This window comes from Caldimonas hydrothermalis (assembly GCF_056746695.1).
Map to the genome: position 1 here is coordinate 174,396 of NZ_JBWQXA010000006.1, position 17,803 is coordinate 192,198.

Here is a 17,803-nt window from a genome sequence, read left to right on the forward strand (position 1 = left end):
TTCAGTCCGGCACGAAGCCGGCGATGGCCTCGGCCACGAGACCGGGCTGCTCGTGCACGATCCAGTGCGTGGCACCGGGCACGCGCAGCAATTCCAGGCGCGGCACCCAGTGTTCCAGCCCGTCCAGCAGCGAGGGCGGCAGGGCCATGTCGCCCTCGCCCCAGATCACCAGCGTGGGGCGCTCCACGCGCACCTGGGCGTCGTCGAAGCGCAGGCCGTGGATCGCGTCGGCCTGCCCCTGGGCGGGGCGCAGGGGCGAGGCGCGGTAGTAGTTCAGCGGCCCGGTCAGTCCGTGGCGCCAGGCGGCGCGGTACTGGTCCTTCACCGCCTCGGTGAGCCAGCCGTGGCCGTCGGCGCCGGCGCCCATGCTCGTGAAGAAGGGCCACAGGCGGGCGAAGTCGTTCTCGGCCAGCAGGTCCTGCGCATCGGGGCGGCACAGGAAGTTCATGTAGGCGCTGGCCCGTTGCTGCGCCGGGTTGTGCTGCAGTTCGCGCAAGAAAGTGCCCGGATGCGGCGAGTTCACGATCACCAGACGCTCGATCAGCGCGGGTTGCTGTGCCGCCAGGTTCCAGGCCACCGCCCCGCCCCAGTCATGGGCCACCAAGGCGGCAACGGGGGCGCCCAGGTGCTCGATCAAGGCGGCGATGTCGCGCACCAGGTGCTTGGCCCGGTAGGCCTCGACCTCGGCCGGTGAGGACGAGCCCGGGTAGCCGCGCAGGTTTGGTGCCACGCAGCGAAAGCGCCCGGCCAGCATCGCGCCGACCTCGTCCCAGATGAAGGCCGCCTCTGGAAAGCCATGCAGGAACACCAGCACCGGCGCCTCGCGCGGCCCCTGGGCCCGGCAGGCCAGGCGGATGCCGTGCGGCAGATCGACGTCGAAAGTCTCCAGGCTCATGCGCAACACTCCCAGGGCAGGATGCCCTGGAGTATCGGCCGGGCGCGGCGGTGGCGGCGTCGCGTTGGCGACCCGCGCCGCTCGGGGTTTACGCGGGGGTGCCGCCGTGCACCCAGCCGTGCAGCGTGGTGGCCACGTCGTCCAGGCCGGTACGGCGCAGGCCCGAGAACAGCGCCAGGCCGACGTCGGCCTCGTCGGTGACGTAGGTGGCCAGGGCCTCTTGCGCGGCCCGTTGGGCCTGCGCGGCTTGCTGGCGGGTGAGTTTGTCGGCCTTGGTCAACACCACCAACAGCTTCACGCTGCCATTGCCCACACGCGGGGCCACGAACTGCAGGAGCTGGTGGTCGAGTTCGGTCAGGCCCTGGCGCGGATCCACCAGCAGCACCACACCGGCCAGGTTGCGGCGCAGCGCGAGGTAATCGGCCATCACCGCCTGCCAGCGCAGCTTGGCGCTGCGCTCCACGGCCGCGTAGCCGTAGCCGGGCAGATCGGCCAGCAGGGCATCGGCGGCGTCGCGCGGGCCCAGCTCGAAGAGGTTGATGTGCTGGGTGCGCCCCGGGGTCTTGGAGGCGAACGCGAGCTGGCGTTGCTGCGCCAGGGTGTTGATCGCGGTGGACTTGCCGGCGTTGGAGCGGCCCACGAAGGCGATTTCCGGCCGTTCGCTGACCGGCAGTTGGTGCAGTTCGCTGGCTGTGGTCAGGAATCGGGCGGTGTGCAGCCAGGCCAGCGCGGCACGGGCGGCCGGGTCGGTCTGGGCGGAAGGCGCACGGGCGCCGGAGGGGGTGGATTGGCTGGGCATGGAATGGGCATTGTAAAATCCGCGGGTTTTGCCTTCGGCCTACAACTGCCTCCCACGACATGAAATCGACCGTCACCCTGCTGTTTGCCGCAACTGTGTGGGCCGCCCCGATGGCGGCGCTTGGCCAAGCTCCCGCCAAGCCCGACCTGGCCAAGGGCCAGGCGATCGCGAACCAGGTGTGCGTGGCCTGCCACACGGCAGACGGCAGCCGGGGCACACCGGCCAACCCGATCATCGCCGGCCAGCACCCGGAGTACCTGGTCAAGCAACTGCAGGAGTTCAAGTCCGGCAAGCGCCAGAATGCGGTGATGGCCGGCTTTGCCGCCACGCTGAGCGACGAGGACATGCGCAACGTGGCTGCGTTCTACGCCAGCAAGCAAGCCCGCCCCGGCGTGGCCACCCAGAAAGACACCATCCGCCTGGGTGAGCGCATCTACCGCGGCGGCATCGCCGAGAAGGCCGTGCCCGCCTGCGCGGCCTGCCACGGCCCGGCCGGCTCGGGCATCCCTTCGCAGTACCCGCGTCTGAGCGGCCAGCATGCCGACTACACCGTGGCCCAGATGACCGCCTTCCGCAGCGGCGCGCGCGCCAACAGCGCCCAGATGACGGCCATCGCCGCCCGCATGAGCGACGTGGAAATCAAGGCCGTGTCAGACTATATTGCCGGTCTGCGCTGACACCGCGACCCGCAAGCCGAGACCCACACAGCAAGAAGGCGGGCCCCCTGGGAGGGATGCCCGCCTTTTTTGCTTGCACGCTCCAACCCGAACGCCCCATGACCGCCACCTCCGGCCTGCAGCTCGCCCGTGGATCACGCGCCTGGCGCGAGGCCATCGAGATGCTCTCGTCGATGCGGTTTGCCATCGCGCTGCTGACCGTCATCTGCATCGCCTCGGTGATCGGCACCGTGGTGCAGCAGCACCAGCCGTTCACGAACTACGTCAACCAGTTCGGTCCCTTCTGGGCCGAGCTGTTCGGCCAGCTGGGGTTGTATGCGGTCTACAGCGCCTGGTGGTTCCTGCTCATCCTGGCCTTCCTGGTGGTGTCGACCTCGCTGTGCATCGCGCGCAACGCCCCCAAGATCGCCCATGAGCTCAAGGCCTACAAGGAACAGGTGCGCGAGCAGGCGCTGCAGGCCTTTCATCACAAGGCCCGGGGCGTGGTGGCCGAGCCGCGCGAGGCGGTCTTCGAGCGGGTGACGGCCCTGCTGCAGCGCAACGGCTGGAAAGCCCGTGCGCAGGTGCGCCGCGACGGGCAGACGGTGCGCGGCGTGATGGTGGCCGCCAAGAAGGGCTCGGCCAACAAGCTCGGCTACCTGGCGGCGCATTCGGCCATCGTGCTGGTGTGCATCGGCGGCCTGCTCGACGGCGATCTGATGGTGCGTGCACAGATGTGGCTCAACGGCAAAAGCCCCTACGCCGGCGGCGGCCTCATCAGCGAGGTGCCACCCCAGCATTGGCTGAGCACCGACACCGCCGCCTTCCGCGGCAACCTGATGGTGCCTGAGGGCTCGCGCTCGGGTGTGGTCCTGCTCAACCAGCCCGACGGCGTGCTGCTGCAGCCCCTGCCCTTCGACCTGGAGCTCAAGCGCTTCATCGTGGAGTACTACGAGACCGGCATGCCCAAGCTGTTTGCCAGCGAGGTGGTGGTGCACGACCGCCAAACCGGCCAGACCCGCCAGGCACGCATTGAGGTCAACAAACCGCTTTATCACGCCGGCATGGCGATCTATCAATCCAGCTTTGACGATGGGGGCTCGCGCCTGACGCTGCGGGCCTATCCGATGGGCGGGCCGGGCCGCCGATTCGAGGTGGCCGGCACCGTGGGCAGCAGCACCGAGCTGCGCACCCCCGACGGCCAGCCCTTGACGCTGGAATTCACCGGGCTGCGGGTGATCAATGTCGAGAACCTCGGCCAGGCCAATACCGGCGCCACCGACGTGCGCAAGGTCGATCTGGTGGCCAGCCTGCAGCAGCACCTGGGCTCGGGCGCACCGGGCAGCGACAAGGGTCTGCGCAACGTCGGGCCCTCGGTGACCTACAAGCTGCGCGACGCCTCGGGCCAGGCCCGCGAGTTCCACAACTACATGCTGCCGGTGGAGCTCGACGGCCGGCGCGTCTTCCTGGCCGGCGTGCGCGACACGCCGGCCGAGAGCTTCCGCTACTTGCGCATTCCGGCCGACGAGGCCGACAGCTTGGACGGCTGGATGCGATTGCGCGATGCCCTGCACGACCCGGCGATGCGCGAGCGCGCCGTGCAGCGCTACGTGCGCGCAGCGGTCGATCCGGCCCGCTCCGACCTGGCCGAGCGGCTTCGTGTGTCGGCCCTGCGCAGCCTGGCGCTGTTCGCCGGCGCCGAGCCGGTGCGTCCCGGCGAGGCCCCGGTGGGGGGTCTGCAGGCGATTTCGGAGTTCATGGAGGCCAACGTCCCCGAAACCGACCGGGCGCGCACCTCCGAGGTGCTGATCCGCATCCTCAACGGCGTGCTGTTCGAGCTGCTGCAAGACAGCCGCGCCCAGGCCGGCCTGGCACCGCTGCCGCAGGACGAATCCACCCGCGCCTTCATGACCCAGGCGGTGCTGTCGCTGTCGGACGAAGCTTACTACCCGGCCCCGCTGCTGCTGGAGCTGAAAGATTTCGAGCAGGTGCAGGCCAGCGTCTTCCAGGTCGCCCGCACCCCGGGCAAATCCCTGGTCTACCTGGGCTGCGTGCTGCTCATCGTCGGCGTGTTCGCGATGCTCTATGTCAGGGAACGCCGCCTGTGGATCTGGCTCGAAGACGCACCGGGCCAAAGCGGCCACACCCGTGTGACCACGGCCCTGTCGTCCACCCGCCACACCCTGGACACCGACCGAGAATTCGACCACCTCAAGCAGGCCCTGCTGCAAGGTGCCGCCCCGGAGGCCCGATGAACACCACCACGCTTTCGCTCGACGCGCCAGGCTATTTCGCGCGGCGCACCTGGTTCGACTGGCTCTTTGCCGTGCTGATCGTCGCCGGCACGGGCTACGCCTTCCAGCGCTATGCCGCCTCGATGGACGTCTACGAGAAGGCCATCCTCGTGGGCGCCGCGCCGGCCGCCGTGTGGCTGGGCTGGTTCTGGCGCCCGCTGCGCGTGCTGGCGCTGGTGGTGGGCGCCGCCTCACTGCTGGCCATCGCTCTTTATGCGCGGGTGTCTGACGGCTTCGGGGCCGACCTGTCCCAGGCCGACAAGGTCTTCCTGCTCAAGTACTTCCTGTCCAGCCAGAGCGCCATCCTGTGGATGAGCCTGCTCTTTTTCATGAGCACGGTGTTCTACTGGATCGGCTTCTTCACCCGGACCGACACCGCCACGGCCGAGCGCCTGGGCTCGCGCCTGGCCTGGGCGGCCGTGGCCATGGGCCTGATCGGCTCGATGGTGCGCTGGTTTGAGAGCCACCAGATCGCCCCGGACATCGGCCACATCCCGGTGAGCAACCTCTACGAGGTCTTCGTGCTGTTCTGCTGGCTCACCACGCTGTATTGGCTGTATTACGAGGACCAGTACCGCCAGCGCGAGAACGTGCGCAGCCTGGGGGCCTTTGCGATGCTCATCGTCAGCGCCGCGGTGGGCTTTCTGCTGTGGTACACGGTCGAGCGCGGCGCGCACGAGATCCAACCGCTGGTGCCCGCCTTGCAGAGCTGGTGGATGAAGCTGCACGTGCCGGCCAACTTCATCGGCTACGGCACCTTCGCGCTCGCCGCGATGGTGGCCTTCGCGTATCTCATCAAGCAGCAGGCCGGCGAGACGCGCTGGTACAAGCTGGCCCCGCTGTGGCTGCTGGGGGTGGTGCTGTGCTTCGAGCCGCTGGTGTTCCGCCAGACGCCCGACGGCGGCATCAGCAGCTACTGGGCGGTGTACTTCGGCGTCTCGGCCCTGATCGTGGGAGGCATCCTCTCGCTGCGCCGGCGCATCGCCGCCAGGCTGCCCAGCGACGAGGTGCTCGACGACGTGATGTACAAGGCCATCGCGGTGGGCTTCGCCTTCTTCACGATCGCCACCATCCTGGGTGCGCTGTGGGCCGCCGAGGCCTGGGGCGGCTACTGGAGCTGGGACCCGAAGGAGACCTGGGCCCTGATCGTGTGGCTGAACTACGCGGCCTGGCTGCACATGCGCCTGATGAAGGGCCTGCGCGGCACGCTGTCGGCCTGGTGGGCGCTGGTGGGGCTGGCCGTCACAACCTTCGCCTTCCTGGGTGTGAACATGTTCCTGTCGGGCCTGCACTCCTACGGCGAACTTTGAACGCCGCCGGCGGCGGGGGCGTATAGTCGGCAGCCTGTCCACCTGCGCGGCCGCCGACCATGCCCTTCGTCGCACGCAATGTCCACGGTGTGGTCGTGAGCCTGCACCGAGAGCCCACGCCCGAGACCCAGGAGTTCCTGCCCGATGACCATGCCGAGGTCCAGGGTTTCCTCGGCCTCAGTGCCGGCAGCACCCAGCGCCAGGAGGCCTTCCAGGCCCTGGATGCCGACTTCGTGCGGGTGCTCGAGGACGTGATCGATCTGTTGATCGCACGCAACATCATTCGCGTCACCGACCTGCCTGTCGACGCCCAGCGCAAGCTCTTCTCGCGCAAGCGCTTCCGCGACAACCAGGCCCGCAACGCCCTGACGCTCTTCGACCCGGCAGCGCTGGAAGGGGTCACCCACCGGGATCCGCAGCAAGGCGACAACCCCACCACCTCGGGGCTGGACGTGATCGACACCGGCTTTCACGACGATCTGGGGCGCTGAGCACAAGCCCCCACGCCGGCAGGGAACCTCGGCGGATGCCACTCTTTCCAACGGTGAAGTCCCTGGAAGGCCCGCCATGCGCTACCTGAAACACGCCCGCACCTACAACCACCCGGTCGCCTCCGAAATCACCCCGCGTGAGGTCTATGCCGCCCGGCGCGACTGGCTGCGCTGGATGGCCACCGGGGCCGCCGGCGCCGCGCTGGCCGCCTGGGCTGGCCGGCAGGCCCTGGCCCAGACCCGCGGCCCGGGCCGCCTGGCCGCACTGTCTGGCACCCCCAGCAAGCTGGCCGGTGCGATGACGATGGAAAAGCTCACCGCCTACGAGGACGTCACCACCTACAACAACTTCTACGAGTTCGGCACCGACAAGGCCGACCCAGCCCGCCGCGCCGGCAGCCTCAAGACGCGCCCCTGGACCGTGGTGGTCGAAGGCGAGGTGCGCAAGCCCGGCACCTACGACATCGAGACCTTGCTGAAGCTCGCACCGATGGAAGAGCGCATCTACCGCCTGCGCTGCGTCGAGGGCTGGTCGATGGTGATCCCCTGGGTGGGCTATTCGCTCAACGAGCTGATCCGCCGCGTCGAGCCCACGGGCAACGCGAAATACGTCGAGTTCCACACCCTGGCCGACAAGGCCCAGATGCCCGGGCTCAACTCGCGCGTGCTGTTGTGGCCCTATGTGGAAGGCCTGCGCCTGGATGAGGCGATGCACCCGCTCACGCTGCTGGCCTTCGGCCTGTACGGCGAGGTGCTGCCCAACCAGAACGGCGCGCCGCTGCGCCTGGTGGTGCCCTGGAAATACGGCTTCAAAAGCGGCAAGTCCCTCGTGAAAATCCGCTTCACCGGCAAGCAGCCCGACACCGCCTGGAACGTGGCGGCCCCGCACGAGTACGGCTTTTATTCCAACGTGAATCCCACGGTGGACCATCCGCGCTGGAGCCAGGCCACCGAGCGGCGCATCGGCGAGGACGGCCTGTTCACCCGCAAGCGCCCCACGCTGATGTTCAACGGCTACGAGGCCCAGGTGGGTCAGCTCTATGCCGGCATGGACCTCAAGAAGTTCTACTGACGGTGTGAACGCCTCGCGCACCCTGCTGCACCCGGCGGCCAAGCCGCTGGTGTTCGTGCTGTGCCTGCTGCCCTTGGCCCACCTGCTGTGGGGTGCGGTGGCCGACACCCTGGGCGCCAACCCGGCCGAGGCCCTGACCCGCGGCACGGGCGACTGGACGCTGCGCCTGCTCAGCCTCACGCTGGCCGTCACGCCGGCGCGGCACGCCACCGGCTGGCACGGCCTGGCGCGCTTTCGGCGCATGCTGGGCCTGATCACCTTCTTCTACGGTGTGCTGCACCTGCTGTGCTACGCCTGGTTCGACATGGGCTTCTACGTGGATGACATCGCCCGCGACATCGCCAAGCGGCCCTTCATTCTGGTGGGCTTTGCGGCCTTTTTGTTGATGCTGCCCCTGGCGGCCACCTCCTTCAACCGGGCCATCCGGGCCCTGGGCGCGGTGCGCTGGCAGGCCTTGCACCGCCTCGTGTACGCGGTGGCCGGCCTGGCGCTGCTGCACTTCTTCTGGATGCGCTCGGGCAAGAACGACTATGCTGAAGTGGGCGTGTATGCGCTGATCATCGCCATCTTGCTGGGCGCGCGGGTGTGGCGTGCCTGGCGCCGCCGCGCTGCAGCCGCGCAGCCGGCTTGATCCAACGCCAGGGGGGTGACGCCCGGTTTGCCTACACTGGCGGCCTTGTTCTGTGCCAAGTTACCTGTGTCTGCCACCGCCCCCATCGAACGCCATTCCCTCTTCGACGACGCCCAGGCCCTGGTGACGGGCACGCTGTTCATCTCGCTGGGCGTGGTGATGTTCAACCACACGGGGCTGCTCACCGGCGGCACGGCCGGCCTGGCCTTCCTGCTGCACTACGCCAGTGGCATCAGCTTCGGCAAGATCTTCTTCCTCCTCAACCTGCCCTTCTACGGGATCGCGCTGCGCAAGCTCGGGCGGGACTTCACGCTCAAGACCTTCATCGCGGTGGCCCTGCTCTCGCTCTTCGCCGAGTTCCACCCGATGGCGCTGGGCTTTGCCGGCCTGCACCCGGCCTATGCCGCGGTGATGGGCGGGCTGCTGATGGGGGCGGGCTTCCTGATGCTCTTTCGCCACCGCGCCAGCCTGGGCGGCGTGGGCATCCTCGCGCTGTACCTGCAGGAATCGCGCGGCTGGCGCGCCGGCCAGGTGCAGATGGTCATCGACTGCTGCATCGTGGCCGCGGCCTTCTTCATCGTCGCGCCGATGCAGGTGGTGTGGTCGCTGCTGGGCGCCGTGGCACTCAACCTCATCCTGGCCGTGAACCACAAGCCCGGGCGCTACGTGGCGCAGTGAGGCTCATCCCCAAGGCTTCCATTCCTGCACGGCCAACTCCACCATCTGCTGCGCATGCCCCAGCCAGATGTGCCCGTCCTGGATGGTGCACTGCAGGCGCAGCGTGCGCTCCACCAGGGCGGCCAGGGCGTCGACGTGCTCGGACTGGAGGTGCAGCACGCGCAGCTTGGGCTGGCTCTCGAGCAGGTGACGATTCTGGGCCCACCACACGTTCGCCACGCGCCCAAAGGTGAGCACCACCACCTGCTGCGCGCGGTGGCAGGCTTTGCGGATGAGCTTTTCGTCGGGCTGGCCCACGTCCACCCACAACAGCACCTCGCCGGTGAGGTCGCGCCGCCACAAATCGGGCTCGTCGTTGGTGCTCAGGCCCTTGCCGAAGCTGAGGTCCTCGGCGGCGTAGAGCGCAAAGGCCAGCACACGGGCCATCATGCGCTCGTCGGTTTCTGACGGATGGCGGGCGATCGTCAGGGCATGGTCGGCGTAGTAGCCGCGGTCCATGTCGGCGATTTGCAGGTCGATTTTGAAGATGGTGGATTTGAGAGCCATGCCCGCGAGTCTGGCATATCGACGGCCGGACTCGCCCTGGCGCCCATGCCGGGTTAGGATGGGAACGACCCTCCCTGCCGACGAAAGGATCTCCTTGCCCACCCCAAACTACGCCTACGAGAAGCGCCAGCGTGAGCTGGCCAAGAAGCGCAAGAAGGAAGAAAAGCTCAAGCGCAAGGCCGAGCACCGGCCGGAAGACGGCCCGGCCTCGGACACCGACGCTTCCCTGCCGCCACAGGGTCCAGCCCCTGCACCGGCCCAGGACTGAGCGCCTTTCTATTCCTGCCCGCTTTGCTGTAAGGCCCACATGCGGGCATAGGCCCCGCCCTGGGCCAGCAGTTGCGCGTGCGTGCCGCGCTCGACGATGCGCCCGGCCTCCATCACGAGGATCTCGTGCGCATCGACCACCGTGGACAGCCGGTGTGCAATCACCAGCGCCGTCTTGTTGCGCGCGGCCGATTGCAGTTCGGCCTGGATGGCGCGCTCGTTGGCCGAGTCCAGCGCCGAGGTGGCCTCGTCGAAGATCAGGATGGGCGGGTTCTTCAGCAGCGTGCGCGCGATCGCCACGCGCTGCTTCTCGCCGCCCGAGAGCTTGAGCCCTCGCTCGCCCACCAGGGTGTCGTAGCCCTTGGGCGTGGCGCGGATGAAGTCATGGATGTGGGCCGCCTGGGCGGCGGCCACCACCTCCTCGTGCGAGGCTCCGGGCCGGCCATAGGCGATGTTGTATTCGATCGTGTCGTTGAACAGCACCGTGTCCTGCGGCACGATGCCAATGGCGCGGCGCAGGCTGGCCTGCGTGACCTGCCGGATGTCCTGGCCGTCGATGGTGATACGACCGGCATCGACATCATAGAAGCGGAACAGCAGCCGCGCCAGCGTGGACTTGCCCGCCCCTGAGGGCCCCACCACCGCCACCTTCTTGCCCGCCGGAATCTCGAAGCTCACGCCGCGCAGGATGGGCCGCGCGGCCTCGTAGCCGAAATCGACGCTCTCGAAGCGCACCGTGCCTTCGCGCACCTGCAGCTCCGTCGCCCCAGGAGCATCAGGCACCTCCTGCGGCCGGTCCATCAGCCGGAACATCTTGTCCAGGTCGGTGAGGGACTGCTTGATCTCGCGGTAGAGCACGCCCAGGAAGCCCAGCGGGATGTAGAGCTGGATCATGAAGGCATTGACCATCACCAGGTCGCCCAGCGTCATCGTGCCGGCCACCACGCCCTCGGTGGCCCGCCACAGCATGGCAATCAGCGCCACCGAGATCACGAGCTGTTGTCCGGTGTTGAGCAGCGACAGCGTGGACTGCGACTTCAGCGCCGCGCGACGCAGCCGCTCCAGGCTCTCGTCATAGCGTCGAGCCTCGTAGTCCTCGTTGTTGAAGTACTTGACCGTCTCGTAGTTCAGCAGCGAGTCGATGGCCCGGGAATGGGCCTTCGAGTCCATCTCGTTCATGAGGCGGCGAAACTTGGTGCGCCACTCCGTCACCACCACGGTATAGGCCACGTAGACCACCAGTGCGGCCAGCGTGATCCAGGCAAAGACCGCGTCGAACTTCACCGCCAGCAGCGTGAGCACCATGCCCACTTCGATGAGGGTGGGAACGATGCTGTAGAGCGAATAGGAGATGAGCGAATGCACCGCTCGCGTGCCTCGCTCGATGTCGCGCGTCATGCCGCCGGTCTGGCGTTCGAGGTGGAAGCGCAGGCTCAGGGCATGCAGATGGCGAAACACCTGCAGCGAGATGCTGCGCGCCGCCCCTTCGGTGGCCTTGGCGAAGATGAGCTCCCGCAGCTCGGTGAACAGCGACGTGCACAGCCGCAGGCCGCCGTAGGCCAGCAGCAGGCCCGCCGGCACCACCAGCACAGCGCGCGGGTCGGTGGGCGAAATCGACAGGCTGTCCACCAGCTCCTTGAGCAGCAGCGGCACGCCCACGTTGGCCACCTTGGCCCCCACCAGGAAGGCCAGCGCGAACAGCACGCGCCACCGGTAGCGCCACAGGTAGGGCAACAAACGGGCCAAGGTGGCCCAGTCCGAACGGGGAGAGCCCGGGGCATCGGCCGAGGCGGCTTCCTCGGGCAGGCTCATGACGGCGCGGCGCATCGTGGACAATCCGATCTTTGTTTGATTTCTCTCATGTGGTGCCGATGCCTGACGCTTCCAGCCCTGCCTCGACCCCGGCCTTCAGTGTGCCCGACGACATGGAACTCGTCCTGCGGGTGATGCCCATGCCCGCCGACGCCAATGCCAACGGCGACATCTTCGGCGGCTGGATCATGGCCCAGGTCGACCTTGCCGGCTCGGTGCAGTCCGCGCGCCTGGCGCGCGGGCGCGTCGCCACCGTGGCCGTCAACCAGTTCATCTTCAAGCAGCCGGTGTCGGTGGGCGACCTTCTGTCGTTCTACTCGCGCGTCGAGCGCGTGGGGCGCACCTCGGTGACGGTGCACGTCGAGGTGTTCGCCGAGCGCAACCCGGCCAATCCCTGCGTGGTGAAGGTCACCGAGGCCAACCTCACCTACGTGGCCATTGACGAGCAGGGCCGCTCGCGCGAGATCCCCCGTTAAGCACAACGCCCGCGCGAGGCGGGCGTTGCGGCACGGAGCGGGCAGGCTCAGTCGAACTTCGTGAAGTCGGGCTTGCGCTTGTCGAAGAAAGCCTGGAAGGCCTCACGGGCCTCGGGGCTGCGCAGGCGTTGACCGAAGAGTTCGCCTTCGACCGCGATGGTCTCCTGCACCAGCTTGGCATTCGCCCGGCGCAGCAGCTTCTTGCTCTCGCGCACGGCCGCCGGCGCCAGGTGGTTGAAACGCTCGGCCACGCGCCGCGCATGGTTCACCACCTCGCCGGCCGGCACAATGGCGTTGATCAGGCGCATCTCCTGGGCTTCCTCAGCACCAAAAGGATCACCCAGCAGCAGCTTCTCGGCCGCCTTCACATGACCGGCGTACAGCGGCACAAGCAGGCTGGAGGCGAACTCGGGCACCAGGCCCAGGCTGGCGAAGGGCATCGCGAAACGGGCGGTGTCGGCCGCATAGACCAGGTCGCAATGCAGCAGCATCGTGGTGCCGATGCCGATGGCCGCACCGGTGACGGCCGCCACCACGGGCTTGTCGCATTCCAGCAGGGCACGCATGAACTGGAACACCGGCGAATCCATGCCCTGGGGCGGCCGCTGCATGAAGTCTTCGAGATCGTTGCCGGAGGTGAAGATGTCCGGCTGGCCTTGGATGAGCACGGCCCTGACGCTCTTGTCGTTCCGGGCTGCGGCCAGGGCGTCGGCCATGGCCTGGTACATCGCGGCCGTCAGCGCGTTTTTCTTCTCGGGCCGGGCGATCTCGATGCTGGCCACGCCGTTGAGGACGGCGGTCTTGATGCTCATGCAGTCTCCTTGCTGTAGGGGGTGAAGCTCTCGAAGAGCTCCTTCACGCGGCGCCACAGGGTGGTCTCGAACTGGTCGCGGAAGAAGCCGAAATGGCCGATGCGACGGGCCTGCACGTCCTGGGGCGTGATGCGCTCGATGCGCCGCGGGGCATTGGCATAGCAGTCCAATAGCACCCGCGTGCCGCGCTCGGTCATCAGCTCGTCGTCGGTGATCGACAGGGCCACGACGGGAAAGCGCGCCTGCTCGAAAGCCTCGCGCACGCTCGCCCCTTCGGCCCCCACATGGTAGCGCGGGTGCAGACACCAGCGCCGCCATTGCAGGATCACGCCGCGCGGCAGGTCGCCCACCTTGCGCAGCCGCTTGCCAGGGAAGTAGCCGAAGACACGCGTGGCCACAGGCACCAGCACATACCAGAAGTAAAGGACCATGCGTCGCAGCGGCAGTGCGTTGTCGCGCCAGTAGCCGCTGCCGGCGGCCACCGACACCAGGCCCGCGATGCGGTCGCGGTTGCGCAGCAGGCCGGGCAGTTGCGCCCCCAGGCTGTGGCCCACCACGTAGAGCGGCAGGTCGGGTGCGCCATCGACGACGGCATCGATCACCGCATCGAAGTCACGCGCCCAGTCGAAGAGGTCGGCCTCGAAACCGCGCAGCGAGCGCAGGCCCGGCGGGCGGGACTCGCCCATGCCGCGGTAGTCGAAACTGACGGCGAGGAAACCCTGCTCGGCCAGCCAGCGCGCGAAGGCTTCGTAGTAGCCCTGCTGCACGCCCATGGCCGGTGCGATCAGCACCACGGCCTTCGGGGCACAGACCTGCGAATCGGGCCGGTAGTGGCGCACCCCCAGGCGCACGCCTTCGGGTGTGACGAGGGTTTGCCGCTCCATCCCGGTCTCCTTGTCGACGATGGAAGGAACGCAGGCCGCGCAAGGCGGCCTGCGGCTGCGCTCAGACGCGCTCGAAGATGCCCGCGGCCCCTTGGCCGGTGCCCACGCACATCGTGACCATGCCGTACTTCAGGTTGTGGCGCCGCAGCGCGTGCACCACCGTGGCCGAGCGGATCGCGCCGGTGGCGCCCAGCGGGTGGCCCAGGGCGATCGCACCGCCCATGGGGTTGACCTTGCTGCGGTCGAGGTCCAGCGAGTTGAGCACGGCCAGCGACTGGGCGGCAAAAGCCTCATTCAGCTCGATCCAGTCGAGCTGGTCCTTCGTCAGCCCGGCGTACTTCAGCGCCGCAGGGATGGCCTCGATCGGGCCGATGCCCATGATCTCGGGCGGCACGCCCTTGATCGCGAAGCTGACGAAGCGGGCCAGGGGTTGCAGGTCGTAGCGCTTGATCGCGGCCTCGCTGGCCAGGATCAGACAGCCGGCGCCGTCGGAGGTCTGCGAGCTGTTGCCGGCGGTGACGCTACCCTTGGCCGCGAACACCGGCTTCAGGCGGGCCAGGCCTTCGGGCGAGGTGTCGGCGCGTGGGCCTTCGTCCACGTCCACGGTGCGGGTCTTGACGGTGATGCTGCCGTCGGCCAGGTTGGGGAAGCGCTCGACGATTTCCACCGGGGTGATTTCGTCCTTGAACTCGCCGGCCTCGATCGCCTTGAGGGCCTTGAGATGGGAGTGCAGCGCGAACTCATCCTGCGCCTCGCGCGAGACCTTCCACTGCTGCGCGACCTTCTCGGCCGTCAGGCCCATGCCGTAGGCGATGCCGAGGTTCTCGTCACGCGCGAACACCTCGGGGTTGAACGACGGCTTGTTGCCACCCATGGGCACCATGCTCATCGACTCGACGCCGCCGGCGATCATCACGTCGGCCTCGCCCACGCGGATTCGGTCGGCCGCCATCTGCACAGCCGTCAGGCCGGCCGCGCAGAAGCGGTTGACGGTGACGCCGCCCACGGTGTGGGGCAGGCCGGCCAGCAGCGCGGCCACACGGGCCACGTTCATGCCTTGCTCGGCCTCGGGCATCGCGCAGCCGACGATGGCGTCCTCGATGGCCTTGGGATCGAGGTGAGGCACCTGCTTGAGCGCGCCGCGGATGGCCGCCACCAGCAGATCGTCCGGACGGGTGTTCTTGAAATAGCCGCGGCCCGACTTGCCGATCGGAGTGCGCGTGGCGGCGACGATGTAGGCGTCTTGAACTTGTTTCATGTGAGATCTCCGATCAGTTGCGAACCGGCTTGCCGGTTTGCAGCATGCCCATGATGCGTTCCTGCGTCTTGGGATGGTCGAGCAGGCTGCAGAAGTGCTGACGCTCCAGGGCCATCAGGTACTCCTCGTTCACCAGCGAGCCGGCCTCGACCTCGCCGCCGCAGACCACGTCGGCGATCAGGCTGGAGATGTGGAAGTCGTGCTGGCTGATGAAACCGCCGTCGCGCATGTTGGCCAACTGGGCCATGATCGTGGCCTTGGCCGAGCGGCCGGCCACCGGGAAGACGGCCTTGTGCGGCGGACGGTAGCCGGCCTCGAACATCGCCTTGGCCTGCGACAGGGCCACATAGAGCAGCTCGTCCTTGTTGGGCACGATCACGTCGCTGTCGAGCAGGTAGCCCAGCTTGCGCGATTCGATCGCGCTGGTGCCCACCTTGGCCATCGCGGCGCTGGTGAAGCCGTCGGTCAGGAACCTCAGGATGTCGGCATTGGCATTGCCGGCGGCGGCCATCTCGGCCGCGCGGCGGGCGATGTAGGTCAGGCCGCCCGCGCCGGGGATCAGGCCCACGCCCACTTCCACCAGGCCCACGTAGCTTTCCATGGCGGCCACACGGCAGGCGCTGTGGATGGCGAGTTCGCAACCACCGCCCAGCGCGATGCCACGCAGGGCCGAGACCACCGGCACCTGGGCATAGCGGATGCGCAGCATCGCGTCCTGCAGCTTCTTCTCCTCCGGGGCGATGCCCTTGGAGCCCTTGGCCATGAACACCGGCATCAGCGCCTCCAGGTTGGCGCCGGCTGAGAAGACGTCATCGGGCGACCAGATCACCAGCCCTTTGTAGCCCTGCTCCGCCAGGTCGACGGCCTTGAGCAGGCCTTCGGTCACGGTGGGGCTGATCAGGTGCAGCTTGGCGGTGATGCTGGCGATCAGCACCTCGCCGTCGAGCGTCCACACGCGGACCTCGTCGTTCTTGAACACCTCGGTGCCGGCCTTGAGCGGCTCGACCGCGCCCGAACCCAGCACGGCCTCGGGGAAGTGCTGGCGCTGGTAGACGGCCAGGCTGCTGCGCGGGATGTAGGTCTTGCGCGCCGGGCTCCACGAGCCTTCGGGCGTGTGCACGCCCTCGCGGCCGTCGAAGACCCAGTCGGGCAGCGGCGCCGAACACAGCGCCTTGCCAGCGTCGATATCGGCCTTCACCCACTCGGCCACCTGCTTCCAGCCGGCGGCTTGCCACAGCTCAAAGGGGCCCTGGCTCATGCCGAAGCCCCAACGCATCGCGAAGTCCACGTCGCGGGCGCAGTCGGCGATCGCTTCCAGGTGCACGGCCACGTAGTGGAAGCTGTCGCGCAGGATGGCCCACAGGAACTGGGCCTGCGGGTTGCTGGACTCGCGCAGCAGCTTCAGGCGCTCGGCCGGGGCTTTCTTCAGGATGCGCGCGACGAGCTCGTCGCCCTTGGCGCCGGCGGGCACGTATTCGCCCTTGGCCGGGTCCAGGCGCAGGATGTCCTTGCCCACCTTCTTGTAGAAGCCCGCCCCGCTCTTCTGGCCCAGGGCGCCCTGTTCGATCAGCTTGGCCAGCACCGGCGGGGTGGCATAGCTGGCGTAGAAGGGGTCGTCCTTGAGGTTGTCCTGCAGGGTCTTGATGACATGGGCCATGGTGTCCAGGCCCACCACATCGGCGGTGCGGAAGGTGCCCGAACTGGCACGGCCCATCTTCTTGCCGGTGAGGTCGTCCACCACGTCGTAGGTCAGGCCGAAGTTCTCGGCTTCCTTGATGGTGGCCAGCATGCCGGCGATGCCCACGCGGTTGGCGATGAAGTTGGGGGTGTCCTTGGCACGCACCACGCCCTTGCCCAGGCTCGTGGTGACGAAGGTTTCGAGCTGGTCGAGGATCTCGGGCTTCGTCGTGGGGGTGGGGATCAGCTCCACCAGGTACATGTAGCGCGGCGGGTTGAAGAAATGGATGCCGCAAAAGCGTGGCTTGATCTCTTCGGGCAGGGCTTCGCTGAGCTTGGTGATCGACAGGCCCGAGGTGTTGGACGCAACGATGGCGTGCGGAGCCACGTGGGGCGCGATCTTCTTGTACAGATCGAGCTTCCAGTCCATGCGTTCGGCGATGGCCTCGATGACGAGATCGCACTCGCGCAGCTTGTCGATGTGCTCCTCGTAATTGGCCTGCTCGATGCGGGCCGCGTCCTCGGGGATGCCCAGCGGGGCGGGCTTGAGCTTCTTCAGGTTCTCGACGGCCTTGCTGACGATGCCGTTTTTCGGGCCGTCCTTGGCCGGCAGGTCGAACAGCACGACCGGCACCTTCACGTTGACCAGATGGGCGGCGATCTGTGCGCCCATCACGCCGGCGCCGAGCACGGCCACCTTGCGGACTTGGAATCGACTCACGGGGTTCTCCTTGATGTGAAGGCCGCAGGCGCGGAACCACGCGCCTGCGGCACGGGGATCATTCGACGCGTTGCCAGACCTGGGTGCGCCCGAGCAGGGGCGCCCCGATGTAGCCGCGCACTTCGAGCTTCTTGCCGCCGTCCACCGGCTTCAATCGCACCCGGTAGACCTTGCCATTGTTCGGGTCGAGGATGTCTCCGCCCTCCCAGATCGAGGCATCGTCGGCGTTTTGGCGCACATTGCGGATGATGTTCAGGCCCACGATGGCTTGCCCCTTGCGCTCATCGCTGCATTTGTCGCACACCGCATCGGGTTTGGATTGCGGATCGAGCAGTTTTTCGATGCGACCGCTGAGCACGCCGCCTTGCTCGGTGATCCGCACCAACGACTTTTCTTTCTTCGTGGCGTCGTCGATGGTTTTCCACAGCCCCACGGGGCTGGCCTGTACGAATCCGCTGAGCAGCCACGCGGCAGCGGCGATCAGGGCCTTGTTGTTCATCGCTTGTCTCCAGTGCGTATGAGTG

18 protein-coding genes are annotated in these 17,803 nt (G+C 67.8%); 9 read left to right on the forward strand and 9 right to left on the reverse strand.

Annotated features, from left to right (window positions below; genetic code table 11):
- Position 1: 1 nt before the first annotated feature.
- Both AC1ECW_RS09900 and yihA read right to left on the reverse strand, forming a co-directional pair.
- Positions 2-895 (reverse strand): alpha/beta fold hydrolase, encoded by an 894-nt coding sequence (locus AC1ECW_RS09900; RefSeq protein ID WP_409702276.1) that lies wholly within the window; start codon positions 893-895, stop codon positions 2-4.
- Positions 896-983: 88 nt separating this feature from the next.
- Positions 984-1,694 carry a ribosome biogenesis GTP-binding protein YihA/YsxC gene (gene yihA, locus AC1ECW_RS09905; protein WP_409702274.1) on the reverse strand — a complete coding sequence of 237 codons (711 nt, stop codon included), beginning with the start codon at positions 1,692-1,694 and terminating at the stop codon, positions 984-986.
- Positions 1,695-1,753: 59 nt separating this feature from the next.
- Here yihA and AC1ECW_RS09910 point away from each other — a divergent pair, with 59 nt between their 5' ends.
- From AC1ECW_RS09910 to AC1ECW_RS09940, 7 genes are all read left to right on the forward strand, one after another.
- The gene (locus AC1ECW_RS09910) at positions 1,754-2,371 is read left to right on the forward strand and encodes a c-type cytochrome (protein ID WP_409702272.1); all 618 of its coding nucleotides are present in this window, start codon (positions 1,754-1,756) and stop codon (positions 2,369-2,371) included.
- Positions 2,372-2,469: 98 nt separating this feature from the next.
- Positions 2,470-4,605 carry a cytochrome c biogenesis protein ResB gene (locus AC1ECW_RS09915; protein ID WP_409702270.1) on the forward strand — a complete coding sequence of 712 codons (2,136 nt, stop codon included), beginning with the start codon at positions 2,470-2,472 and terminating at the stop codon, positions 4,603-4,605.
- Positions 4,602-5,954, forward strand: a complete 1,353-nt coding sequence (gene ccsB / locus AC1ECW_RS09920) for a c-type cytochrome biogenesis protein CcsB (RefSeq protein ID WP_409702268.1) — start codon at positions 4,602-4,604, stop codon at positions 5,952-5,954. The genes AC1ECW_RS09915 and ccsB overlap by 4 nt, the downstream gene beginning before the upstream one ends.
- A gap of 59 nt (positions 5,955-6,013) precedes the next feature.
- Positions 6,014-6,445 (forward strand): hypothetical protein, encoded by a 432-nt coding sequence (locus AC1ECW_RS09925; RefSeq protein WP_409702266.1) that lies wholly within the window; start codon positions 6,014-6,016, stop codon positions 6,443-6,445.
- 76 nt (positions 6,446-6,521) lie between these two features.
- Positions 6,522-7,517: a protein-methionine-sulfoxide reductase catalytic subunit MsrP gene (msrP, locus tag AC1ECW_RS09930; RefSeq protein WP_481201733.1), complete on the forward strand. Its 996-nt coding sequence runs from the start codon at positions 6,522-6,524 to the stop codon at positions 7,515-7,517.
- Entirely contained in the window at positions 7,486-8,148 is a 663-nt protein-coding gene (locus AC1ECW_RS09935; protein ID WP_481201734.1) for a protein-methionine-sulfoxide reductase heme-binding subunit MsrQ, read from the forward strand. The genes msrP and AC1ECW_RS09935 overlap by 32 nt, the downstream gene beginning before the upstream one ends.
- Positions 8,149-8,214: 66 nt before the next feature.
- The gene (locus tag AC1ECW_RS09940; protein ID WP_409702260.1) at positions 8,215-8,826 is read left to right on the forward strand and encodes a YitT family protein; all 612 of its coding nucleotides are present in this window, start codon (positions 8,215-8,217) and stop codon (positions 8,824-8,826) included.
- 3 nt (positions 8,827-8,829) lie between these two features.
- Here AC1ECW_RS09940 and AC1ECW_RS09945 read toward each other — a convergent pair whose 3' ends face one another.
- Positions 8,830-9,372, reverse strand: coding sequence for a YaeQ family protein (locus AC1ECW_RS09945; protein ID WP_409702258.1), 543 nt, complete (start codon positions 9,370-9,372; stop codon positions 8,830-8,832).
- Positions 9,373-9,466: 94 nt separating this feature from the next.
- On the opposite strand from AC1ECW_RS09945, the gene AC1ECW_RS09950 reads away from it, so the two are divergent.
- Entirely contained in the window at positions 9,467-9,640 is a 174-nt protein-coding gene (locus AC1ECW_RS09950; protein WP_409702256.1) for a hypothetical protein, read from the forward strand.
- An 8-nt stretch (positions 9,641-9,648) separates the two neighbouring features.
- Here the strand turns inward: AC1ECW_RS09950 and AC1ECW_RS09955 are convergent, their stop codons facing one another.
- Positions 9,649-11,466, reverse strand: a complete 1,818-nt coding sequence (locus AC1ECW_RS09955; protein WP_481201735.1) for an ABCB family ABC transporter ATP-binding protein/permease — start codon at positions 11,464-11,466, stop codon at positions 9,649-9,651.
- Between the two features lie 44 nt (positions 11,467-11,510).
- Here AC1ECW_RS09955 and AC1ECW_RS09960 point away from each other — a divergent pair, with 44 nt between their 5' ends.
- Positions 11,511-11,927, forward strand: coding sequence for an acyl-CoA thioesterase (locus AC1ECW_RS09960; RefSeq protein WP_481201736.1), 417 nt, complete (start codon positions 11,511-11,513; stop codon positions 11,925-11,927).
- A gap of 47 nt (positions 11,928-11,974) precedes the next feature.
- Here the strand turns inward: AC1ECW_RS09960 and AC1ECW_RS09965 are convergent, their stop codons facing one another.
- The 5 genes from AC1ECW_RS09965 to AC1ECW_RS09985 all read right to left on the reverse strand — a co-directional run bounded on the left by AC1ECW_RS09965 (position 11,975) and on the right by AC1ECW_RS09985 (position 17,778).
- Entirely contained in the window at positions 11,975-12,739 is a 765-nt protein-coding gene (locus AC1ECW_RS09965; RefSeq protein ID WP_481201737.1) for an enoyl-CoA hydratase, read from the reverse strand.
- The gene (locus AC1ECW_RS09970) at positions 12,736-13,623 is read right to left on the reverse strand and encodes an alpha/beta hydrolase family protein (protein ID WP_481201738.1); all 888 of its coding nucleotides are present in this window, start codon (positions 13,621-13,623) and stop codon (positions 12,736-12,738) included. Before AC1ECW_RS09970 ends, AC1ECW_RS09965 begins: the two co-directional genes overlap by 4 nt.
- A gap of 61 nt (positions 13,624-13,684) precedes the next feature.
- Complete coding sequence (locus AC1ECW_RS09975) at positions 13,685-14,881, reverse strand: acetyl-CoA C-acyltransferase (RefSeq protein WP_481201739.1); 1,197 nt, start codon at positions 14,879-14,881, stop codon at positions 13,685-13,687.
- A 13-nt stretch (positions 14,882-14,894) separates the two neighbouring features.
- Positions 14,895-17,279, reverse strand: a complete 2,385-nt coding sequence (locus AC1ECW_RS09980; RefSeq protein ID WP_481201740.1) for a 3-hydroxyacyl-CoA dehydrogenase/enoyl-CoA hydratase family protein — start codon at positions 17,277-17,279, stop codon at positions 14,895-14,897.
- Between the two features lie 58 nt (positions 17,280-17,337).
- Positions 17,338-17,778, reverse strand: coding sequence for a DUF2147 domain-containing protein (locus AC1ECW_RS09985; protein ID WP_409702242.1), 441 nt, complete (start codon positions 17,776-17,778; stop codon positions 17,338-17,340).
- Between the last annotated feature and the right edge of the window lie 25 nt (positions 17,779-17,803).